Source organism: Kitasatospora sp. NPDC057518 (assembly GCF_042802075.1).
Classification (GTDB): domain Bacteria; phylum Actinomycetota; class Actinomycetes; order Streptomycetales; family Streptomycetaceae; genus Kitasatospora.
Genome location: NZ_JBHVEU010000368.1, coordinates 1 through 9016, shown reverse-complemented (window position 1 = coordinate 9016; position 9016 = coordinate 1). Strand labels below are relative to the sequence as shown.

Annotated in this window: 7 protein-coding genes; 5 read left to right on the top strand and 2 right to left on the bottom strand. The window is 74.4% G+C overall.

Going from position 1 to position 9016, the window contains the following annotated elements:
• Nucleotides 1-40 precede the first annotated feature (40 nt).
• The 4 genes from ACFU7Z_RS29765 to ACFU7Z_RS29750 all read left to right on the top strand — a co-directional run bounded on the left by ACFU7Z_RS29765 (nucleotide 41) and on the right by ACFU7Z_RS29750 (nucleotide 4301).
• Nucleotides 41-481 (top strand): PH domain-containing protein, encoded by a 441-nt coding sequence (locus ACFU7Z_RS29765; protein WP_049651343.1) that lies wholly within the window; start codon nucleotides 41-43, stop codon nucleotides 479-481.
• 321 nt (nucleotides 482-802) lie between these two features.
• A complete protein-coding gene (locus tag ACFU7Z_RS29760; protein ID WP_049651344.1) occupies nucleotides 803-2146 on the top strand; it encodes a hemolysin family protein in 1344 nt (447 codons plus the stop codon).
• Complete coding sequence (locus ACFU7Z_RS29755; protein ID WP_049651345.1) at nucleotides 2143-3189, top strand: hemolysin family protein; 1047 nt, start codon at nucleotides 2143-2145, stop codon at nucleotides 3187-3189. Before ACFU7Z_RS29760 ends, ACFU7Z_RS29755 begins: the two co-directional genes overlap by 4 nt.
• A 125-nt stretch (nucleotides 3190-3314) precedes the next feature.
• Nucleotides 3315-4301, top strand: a complete 987-nt coding sequence (locus ACFU7Z_RS29750; RefSeq protein ID WP_380780857.1) for an NAD-dependent epimerase/dehydratase family protein — start codon at nucleotides 3315-3317, stop codon at nucleotides 4299-4301.
• Between the two features lie 20 nt (nucleotides 4302-4321).
• Here the strand turns inward: ACFU7Z_RS29750 and ACFU7Z_RS29745 are convergent, their stop codons facing one another.
• Together ACFU7Z_RS29745 and ACFU7Z_RS29740 are read right to left on the bottom strand one after the other, a co-directional pair.
• Nucleotides 4322-6448: an AAA family ATPase gene (locus ACFU7Z_RS29745; RefSeq protein WP_380780859.1), complete on the bottom strand. Its 2127-nt coding sequence runs from the start codon at nucleotides 6446-6448 to the stop codon at nucleotides 4322-4324.
• A 389-nt stretch (nucleotides 6449-6837) separates the two neighbouring features.
• Nucleotides 6838-7494, bottom strand: a complete 657-nt coding sequence (locus tag ACFU7Z_RS29740) for a uridine kinase (protein WP_375874883.1) — start codon at nucleotides 7492-7494, stop codon at nucleotides 6838-6840.
• 212 nt (nucleotides 7495-7706) lie between these two features.
• On the opposite strand from ACFU7Z_RS29740, the gene ACFU7Z_RS29735 reads away from it, so the two are divergent.
• Nucleotides 7707-8870, top strand: a complete 1164-nt coding sequence (locus ACFU7Z_RS29735) for an acyl-CoA dehydrogenase family protein (protein WP_049655285.1) — start codon at nucleotides 7707-7709, stop codon at nucleotides 8868-8870.
• Nucleotides 8871-9016 lie beyond the last annotated feature (146 nt).

Here is a 9016-nt window from a genome sequence, read left to right as displayed (position 1 = left end):
GCCGTGCTGCCGCCCCCAGAACCACCCCCGGAGAACCCACGTGTCCACGCCGTCCGTCCAGTTCCCCGTCACCTGGGCTCCGCGCCGCACCCGCGCCGTACTGCTGCCGGTCTGCGTGCTGATGGTGGTGCTGTTCTCCGCGATGGCCGTGCTGCTCCCGGAGAACTGGCAGCTCAACGACCGGATCATGATGACGGCCAGCGGCCTGCTGTTCGCCGGCGTCGGCCTGATGCTGGCCCGCCCCAAGGTGAGCGCCGACGCGGAGGGCGTGACGGTGGTCAACTTCGTCCGCCGCCGCCGGCTGGCCTGGGCCGAGATCGTCCGGGTCAACTTCCGCCAGGGCGACCCGTGGGCCACCCTCGACCTCGCCGACGGCACCTCGCTCGCCGCGGTCGGCATCCAGTCCGGCGTCGGCAAGGACCAGGCGATCGCGGACGCCCGGGCGCTGCGCGACCTGGTCGAGCACCACGCCCAGGCCTGAGCCCGCTCTAGGGCCTGAAAGCCTGCACCGGGCCTGAGCCCGCTCCCGGGCCTGAAGGCCTGCGCCGGGCCTGAGCCCGCGCCCCGGCCCGCACCCGGGCGGACGTCCCCCCACCTGGGGTTCCCCGCCCCCGGCGGGCCGAACGGGCTTCCTACGCCCATCCGGGTATGGTCTACGCTGGTAAAAGCAGGGCAAAGTTCGCCCTGCCCGAAAATCGAGTGCCCGAACCCGACCAGAGGAGTGACACTCCCCCTCGATGGACGATCCGTCCGGTAGTACCTGCGCCGCCTCGCTTCCGCTCCCCGGAAGGCAGGCGGCACTGTGATCACCGCCTGGCTGCTGTTGCTCGCAGCCGTTCTCCTGATCCTCGCCAACGGCCTCTTCGTGGCTGCCGAGTTCGCCTTCGTGACCGTCGAGCGCGGTGAGGTGGAACGCTCCGCGGAGACGGGCGACGCCAAGTCCCGCCGCGTCGCCGGGGCCCTGCGGCACCTCTCCTTCGAGCTCTCCGGCGCCCAGCTCGGCATCACCGTCACCTCGCTGGTGGTCGGCATGCTCGCCGAGCCGGCCCTGTCGACCCTGCTCGCACCCGTCATGACCGGCATCGGCGTGCCCGACTCGGCCGCCCGCGGCGTCTCCGTGATCGTCGGCATGGTGCTGGCCACCGTCGTCCAGATGGTGATCGGCGAGCTGGTGCCGAAGAACTGGGCGATCTCCCGCCCGCTCCAGGTGGCCCGCGCGGTCGCCGCCCCGCACATGGCCTTCTCCCGGGTCTGCCGCCCGCTGATCAGCTTCCTCAACGGCACCGCCGACCGGACCGTACGGGCCTTCGGCGTCGAGCCGCAGGAGGAGCTGGGGCACGCCCGCACCCCCGACGAGCTGGTCTCGCTGGCCCGTCACTCGGCCAAGGCCGGCGCGATAGACGAGGAGTCGGCGACCCTGTTCGTCCGCACCCTCGCGCTGAGCGAGCTGACCGCCGAGTCCGTGATGACCCCGCGCGTCGACGTGGCCGCGCTCCAGCGCGACGCCACCGCCTCCGACGTCATCAACCTGACCCGGGCCACCGGCCTGTCCCGCTTCCCGGTGCACACCGACAGCCTGGACGAGGTCACCGGCATCGTCACGCTCAAGGACGCCCTGGCCGTCCCGGCCGCCCGGCGCGGCCTGGTGCGGGTCGCCGAGCTGGCCTCGCCGCCGCTGCTGGTGCCCGAGACGCTGCCCGCCGAGCGGCTGCTCGACCAGCTGCGCCGCCTCCAGCCGATGGCCATCGTGGTCGACGAGTACGGCGGCACCGCCGGCGTCGTCACCGTCGAGGACATCGTCGAGGAGATCGTCGGCGAGGTGCAGGACGAGCACGACCCCGACGACCACCCCGAGCTGTTCCCGCTGCCGCCGGTCAACGGCCTGCCGGTCTGGGAGGCCGACGGCCGCGCCCGGATCGACCAGCTGGAGCGGATCGGCCTGAACGCCCCGGACGGTCCGTACGAGACCCTGGCCGGCCTGGTCGCCGACCTGCTCGGCAAGCTCCCCGAGGTGGGCGAGCAGGCCGAGCTGCCCGGTTGGCGGTTCACCGTGACCGGTGTCGACCGCCACCGCACCACCGAGGTCCGGGTGGAGCGCACCACCGCGCCCGCGCGCTTCGACGAGGACCGGGAGGAGGGCCGATGACCGCCCTGCAACTGGCCGTCGCGCTGCTGCTCCTGCTCGGCAACGCCTTCTTCGTCGGCGCCGAGTTCGCCGTGGTGTCGGTGCGCCGCAGCCAGATCGAGCCGCTCGCCGAGGCCGGGCACAAGCGCGCCCGCACCGTGCTGCACGCGCTGTCCAACGTCTCGGCGATGCTGGCCGCCGCCCAGCTCGGCATCACGGTCTGCTCGCTGGGCCTCGGCGCCCTCGCCGAGCCGACCATCGCCTCGCTGCTGGAGGGCCCGTTCCACGCGATCGGCGTCCCGTCCGGCCTGATGCACCCGCTCTCGTTCGGTATCTCGCTCGCCCTCGTGGTCTTCCTGCACATGGTGTTCGGCGAGATGGTGCCGAAGAACATGGCCATGGCGGGCCCGGAGAAGGCCGCGCTCTGGCTCGGCCCGCCGCTGGACCGGCTGGCCCGCTGGCTCGCCCCGGTGATCCGGGCGCTGAACGCCTCCGCCAACGGCATCCTGAAGCTGTTCCGGGTGGACGCCAAGGACGAGGTCGAGTCGGTCTTCACCACCGAGCAGCTGATGTACCTGCTGGCGGACTCCCGGGACGCCGGGCTGCTCGACGAGAGCCGCCAGGAGCGCCTGGAGGACGCCCTGGAGCTGGGCCGCCGCCCGGTCACCGAGGTGCTGCTCAAGCCCGAGCAGCTGGTCACCGTGGACACCAAGGCGACCGCCGCCGAGGTCGAGGAGCTGGCGCTGCGCACCGGCTTCTCGCGCTTCCCGGTCACCGACGGCGACCCGGCCGGCCACGGCTACCTCGGCTACGTCCACCTCAAGGACATCCTCGACGTGGACGACCCCTCGGCACCCGTCCCGGCCCGCCTGTGGCGGCCGATCACGGTGCTGCGCGGCAGCCTCCCGCTGGACGACGCCCTCGGCGCGATGCGCCGGGCCACCTGCCACCTGGCCGCCGTGCTGGACCAGGACGGGCGCACGCTCGGCGTGGTCATGCTGGAGGACGTGCTGGAGGAGCTGGTCGGCGAGATGCACGACCCGGACCACCGCGCCACGGCCTGACGCCCGTCGGCCGGCGCCTCCCCGGAGAGTTCCGGCTTTCGCCGACGGCGTGTCCGCTCCTGGCGATTCTGCCCTGAGCATGCACCCGTTCCCATGCCGGCCACCCTGGTAGCAGGGTGGTCGGCATGAGACTTCTCCTGCTGGGTGGAACCGGGTTCGTCGGACGGGTCGTCGCCGAGGAGGCGCTGGCCAGGGGCTGGGAGGTGACGGCCCTCAACCGCGGCACGCAGCCCGCGCCCGGGGGCGTCCGGGTGCTGACGGGCGACCGCACCGCGCCGGACGGCCTCGCGGCGCTCGGCACGGGGGAGTGGGACGCGGTGGTGGACACCTGGTCCTGGGCCCCCGCGGCGGTGCGCGACAGCGCCCGCCTCCTGAACGGCCGGGTCGGCCACTACGCCTACGTCTCCAGCCGGTCGGTGTACGACTACCCGCTGGTGGCGGGGGCCGGCGAGGCCGCGCCGGTGGTCGCCTCCTCCCCGGACCTCACCGGCGAGGTGCCCTACGCCGAGGCCAAGCGCGGCGCGGAGCTGGCGCTGGAGGCGGAGTTCGGCGGGCGGGCGCTGCTCGCCCGGGCCGGGCTGATCATCGGCCCGCACGAGGACATCGGCCGGCTGCCCTGGTGGCTCAACCGGATCGCCGAGGGCGGCCCGGTGCTCGCCCCCGGGCCGCGCGACCTGGCCCTCCAGTACATCGACGTGCGCGACCTCGCGGCCTGGCTCCTGGACGCCTCGGCGGCCCGGCTCGGCGGCCCGTACAACCTGGTCGGCCCGTCCGGCCACGCCACCATGGGCGAGCTGCTGGAGGCCTGCGTACGGGCCACCGGCTCGGACGCCGAACTGCGCTGGACGGACCCGGAGCGGATCCTCGCGGCGGGCGTCGAGCCGTGGACCGAGCTGCCGATCTGGCTGGCGCCCGGCGAGCTGTACGACTTCCTGCACACCGGCTCGGTCGAGCGCGCGCTCGGCGCCGGGCTGCGCTGCCGCCCGGTCGCCGAGACCGTCGAGTCCACCTGGGCCTGGCTGCGGTCCATCGGCGGCAGCGCGCCGCAGCGGAGCGACCGGGTCAGGGTCGGGCTGGACCGGGAGCGGGAGGCCGCGCTCCTCAGGGGCTGAGCAGGGGGCCGGTGCGGGGATCAGCTCCGGCCGTCGATCAGCTCCCCGTACGCCTGGACGAGGTCCGGCAGCCGCAGGGTGGCCAGGTCCTCCCGGCCCGGCGGCTCGCGCAGCAGCGTCAGCCGCAGGTCCCGGTAGGCGCAGGACTTCTCGTACAGGGTGCGGATGAACCGGCCGTTGCCCAGCTCGTCGATCCAGCCCTCGCGGACCACGTGGGTGCAGATGCTGGCCAGCTCCTCGGCGGCGTCCTCGTCCCAGCCGTCGCCGTCCCGGCCGGCCAGCGCGGCGCCGATCGCGGTCAGCTCGCCGGGGCGGTAGCTGGGGAAGTCGACCCGGGTGGTGAAGCGGGAGTTGAGGCCGGGGTTGGTGGCGAGCAGCCGGTTCATGCCCTCGGGGTAGCCGGCCAGGATCACCACCAGCCGGTCCCGGTTGTCCTCGGCGCGCTTGAGCAGCACCTGGAGCGCCTCGTCGCCGTACGCGTCGCCCTTGGTGTAGCCGGAGTTGGAGAGGCTGTACGCCTCGTCGATGAACAGCACGCCGTCCAGCGCGGAGTCGATCAGCTCGTTCGCCTTCACGGCCGTCTGGCCGAGGAACTCGCCCACCAGGTCGGCGCGTTGGGCCTCCACGAGGTGGTCTCCGGAGAGCAGGCCGAGGGCGTGGAAGACCCGGCCGAGGATCCGGGCCACGGTGGTCTTGCCGGTGCCCGAGGGGCCGGAGAAGACGAAGTGGCGCTTCGGCGGCTGGACGGGCAGGCCCTGCTCGGCCCGCAGCCGCGACATTCTCAACTGGGCGGACAGCGCCCGCACCTGGCGCTTGACCGGCTCCAGGCCGACCATCAGGGAGAGTTCGGCCAGGGCCGCGTCCAACTCCCGTTCGTCGCCGGCGGACCGGAGCTCCGGCACGGCGGCGGTCCGGGGCTGCACCCGGCCGAGGGCGGGCAGCGGCGGTACGGCGGGGCCGGTCGGGGCGCCCGAGCCGGAGCGCTCTCCGGCGGCCTGCGGAGCGCCGTCGGCCGGGGCGCCGTCCAGCCGGGCGCCGCCGGTCGCGGTCCCGTCCAGCAGGGCGCCGCCGGCCAGGGCCCCGTCCGCCGGGGGGCCGTCCACCAGTCCGGCGTCCACCGAGGGTCCGCCGCCGTTCGACGCCAGGCCGTTCGACAGCAGGCCGTTCGACAGCAGGTCGTTCGACAGCCCGCCGGGCACTCCGTCGCTCGACAGCCCGTCGCCGGGGACGGTCGCGCCGCCAGGCCCGGCCGCGTCCGCGAACTCCTCCCCGTACCCGGGCAGTTCGGGGTATCCGGCGTCGTCCGGGTAGCCGGGTTCGGCACCCGGCCCGCCCGGTGCGGCGGCGTCGGCCGCACCCGGGCTCCCGCCCGCCGTCAGCCCGTCCGCGAGCCCGTTGGCGAGCCCGTCCGCGATGGCGTCCACGAGGCCGTCGGCGAGCGCGTCCTCGGCCGAGATGGCCGTCAGCCGGGTCGCGGTGTCCATGAACGCCGGGTCCGCCCGGTGCACCGCCCGGTAGAGCGGCAGCGCCGCGGCGCTGCGCCCGGCCCCCTCGTACGCCCGGGCCAGCCAGTACCGCAGCTCCTTGCGCTGCGGCTGCTCGGAGCGGCAGCGGGCCAGCGAGGCGGCCAGCGGGGCCTGCGCCTGGGCGCACATGTCGAGGCGCACCCGCGCCATGCCGGCGAACAGCCCGGCCTCGATGCCGAGCAGCGGGTCGTCCAGCAGGCGGTCGGTGTCCCGGATCAGCTGCTCCCAGTCCTTGAGCAGGTAGGACCGGCAGGCGTACAGGAAGCGGGCGGACGGGTCCTCGCTGGGCGCCGGACACTGCTCCAACGCCCGGTCCAGCTCGGCGAGGTGGCGGCCGTCCAGCCAGTGCGAGGCGTGCGCCAGCGCGAGGTCGCGGGCGTCCTCCAGCACCGGCTGCACCCACCAGCCCAGCCAGTACCAGGAACTGAGCGGCCGTCGGTGCAGTCGCCGCTGCTCGCCGAACCGCTTCTGGTTGCGGTACATGGCCAGCAGCGCGGCCGAGGTGTCGCTGCGCAGCGCGTGCAGTCCGAGCCAGGCGTCGGCCATGCCCGGGTCCAGCCGGACGGCGGCCCGGAACTCCTCCTCGGCCCGGGTGTACGCACCGGCCGTGTACGCGTCCATGGCGCGCAGCCAGGCGCGGTCGGCGAGCCGGTCGGGCCCGCCCGCCGTGCTGTCGGAACTGTCCACCGTCGTCACTCACGCCCCCCGCGGTGCGGCCCGGGGCTCGGCCGGCGGGTTGCCTGCGCCTAGCCTGGCCGGTGGTCGTCGACCCCCTGTGGCGCAACTGCGCCTGCCAGGAATCGTACCGGCGCGGCGCTGATCCGGAAGGGTGCCGCACAGGGGCAAATGCGATCGCACGAGCGGCCGTTGAGCGGCCGGGCGACGAAACGGGCGGCGGGGGAGCGGGTTTCGGAAGGGGACCGGACGGCGTCCCCGGCTCACGGGGGAACAAGCCGGGGGCGCCGGGTCCGAGGCAACCGGAATCTGGTGTTCCGGTGGCTGAGGAGAACCTAGATCCTGGCGATGTCGCAGGTCAAGGCGTTGGTTGAAGATTCACCGACGGTGTCCGGGGCGATCCGGCCGGTCACCCCGTCGACCCGCGTCACGGCGTGCGGACGGCTCGGATCGGCGGCGAAATGCGCCGATTCGGCCCGGGCCCAGCCCGCCCAGAACTCGGCCAGTTCCGGTCCGTCCCGCTCCTCCCCGCGCCGCCGGGCCGAGACGGCGTCCAGCTCCATCCAGATCACCCGGGCCAGCCACGGCCGCACCGCCCGCCGCCCGGCGCCGACCCCCTCCACCAGCACCACCGGGGCGGCCGGCACCGCGGCCGCGCCCGCGAAGCGGCGCAGCGTCCAGTCGTACACCCGGTACTCGGCGTCCCGCCCGGCCGCCAGCGGCTCCAGCACCTGCTCGCGCAGCCGTCCGGTCCATCCGAAGGGCTCGCGGTGGGTGGCCAGGTCGTCGAGGTGGACCACCGGGGCCCCGCCGAGCGCCGCCGCCAGCCGTCCGGCGAAGGTGGTCTTGCCGGAGCCCGCGTGGCCGTCCACCGCGACCAGCCGCACCGGCCCGCAGGAGGGCGGCAGCGCTCGCAACTCGGCCGCGAGCGCGGTCAGCCGGTCGTCCGGAGCGGGCCGGAATCGGGTCGGGAGGGGTTCGGATACAGCCACAACGTCAACCCTACGGTGCCGTAGCCCGCCACTGCGTCCAGTTCATATGTGCAGGTCGTGACGGCAGCGCGGGTTTCGGGCATACTCGCCTTCGCCACGACTGTGAACGGCCGTTCACCGCAACCCGGTGCCGGTCGGTCCGACCAGCCACACCCACGCCGGACCGGCCGACACCTCGGTCCCGCGCCCCGATCGAGGAGGCGACCACCGCCATGACCCCCTCCCCTGTGAAAGCCGTGGAGCGCCAGCTGCCCACCGAGGAGGCCCGCGAGCTGCTGGGCCTCACCCGGGACCTGGTCCAGCGCGAGCTCCAGCCGCGCGCGGCGGAGGACGAGGCCGCCGGCCGCTTCCCGCGGGAGGTCTTCCGCACCCTCGGCGAAGCCGGCCTGCTCTCCCTCCCGTACGACGAGAAGTACGGCGGCGGCGACCAGCCCTACGAGGTGTACCTGCAGGTGCTGGAGGAGCTCGCGGCCGGCTGGCTGGCCGTCGGCCTCGGCGTCAGCGTGCACACCCTGTCCTGCCACGCGCTGGCCACCTTCGGCACCGACGAGCAGCGCGAGACGTGGCTGCCCGCCATGCTCTCCGGCGAGCAGCTCGGCGCCTACTGCCTCTCCGAGCCGCAGTCCGGCTCCGACGCGGCCGCGTTGCGCACCCGCGCCGACCTCGACGGCGACACGTACGTGGTGAACGGCACCAAGGCGTGGATCACCCACGGCGGCCAGGCCGACTTCTACAGCGCCCTGGTGCGCACCGGCGTCGACGGCCCCAAGGGCATCAGCTGCCTGCTGGTCCCCGGCACCCAGCAGGGCCTGTCCGCGGCCCCGCCGGAGCACAAGATGGGCATGTGGTCCTCGCCGACCGCGCAGCTGCACTTCGACGGCGCCCGGGTGCCCCGCGAGCGGCTGGTCGGCGAGGAGGGACAGGGCTTCCAGATCGCGCTCGCCGCGCTGGACTCCGGCCGCCTCGGCATCGCCGCCTGCGCGATAGGGGTGGCCCAGGCCGCGCTCGACCTCGCCGTCGACTACGCCCGCACCCGGCGCCAGTTCGGCCGCCCGATCGCCGAGTTCCAGGGCCTGTCCTTCATGCTCGCCGACATGGCCACCCAGATCGAGGCCGGCCGCTCGCTCTACCTCTCCGCCGCCCGGCTGCGGGACGCCGGCCGCCCGTTCTCCAAGGAGGCGGCGATGGCCAAGCTGTTCTGCACCGACGCGGTGATGCGGGTGACCACCGACGCCGTCCAGGTGCTCGGCGGCTACGGCTACACGCAGGACTTCCCGGCCGAGCGCTACATGCGCGAGGCCAAGGTGCTGCAGATCGTCGAGGGCACCAACCAGATCCAGCGCCTGGTGATCGGCCGCCACCTCACGAAGGCCTGACGGCCCAGGGCCTGTCCGGCGGGTCCTTGCCGGGTGCGCGACGCCGGGGCACGCACCTCGCCGCGTTGTCGTCGGTCGCCAATGGCCCCCAGCCTTCGGCCGGGAGGTGCCCCCACCGCAGTGGCTCCCTCCTCCGCCTTGCGATG

What these genes read in the sequence shown, in the direction of transcription:
- ACFU7Z_RS29755 (WP_049651345.1), top strand. Translation starts at nt 2,143, where the DNA reads ATGACCGCCCTGCAACTGGCCGTCGCGCTGCTGCTCCTGCTCGGCAAC.
- ACFU7Z_RS29750 (WP_380780857.1), top strand. Translation starts at nt 3,315, where the DNA reads ATGAGACTTCTCCTGCTGGGTGGAACCGGGTTCGTCGGACGGGTCGTC.
- ACFU7Z_RS29735 (WP_049655285.1), top strand. Translation starts at nt 7,707, where the DNA reads ATGACCCCCTCCCCTGTGAAAGCCGTGGAGCGCCAGCTGCCCACCGAG.
- ACFU7Z_RS29745 (WP_380780859.1), bottom strand. Translation starts at nt 6,448, where the DNA reads ATGGACGCGTACACGGCCGGTGCGTACACCCGGGCCGAGGAGGAGTTC.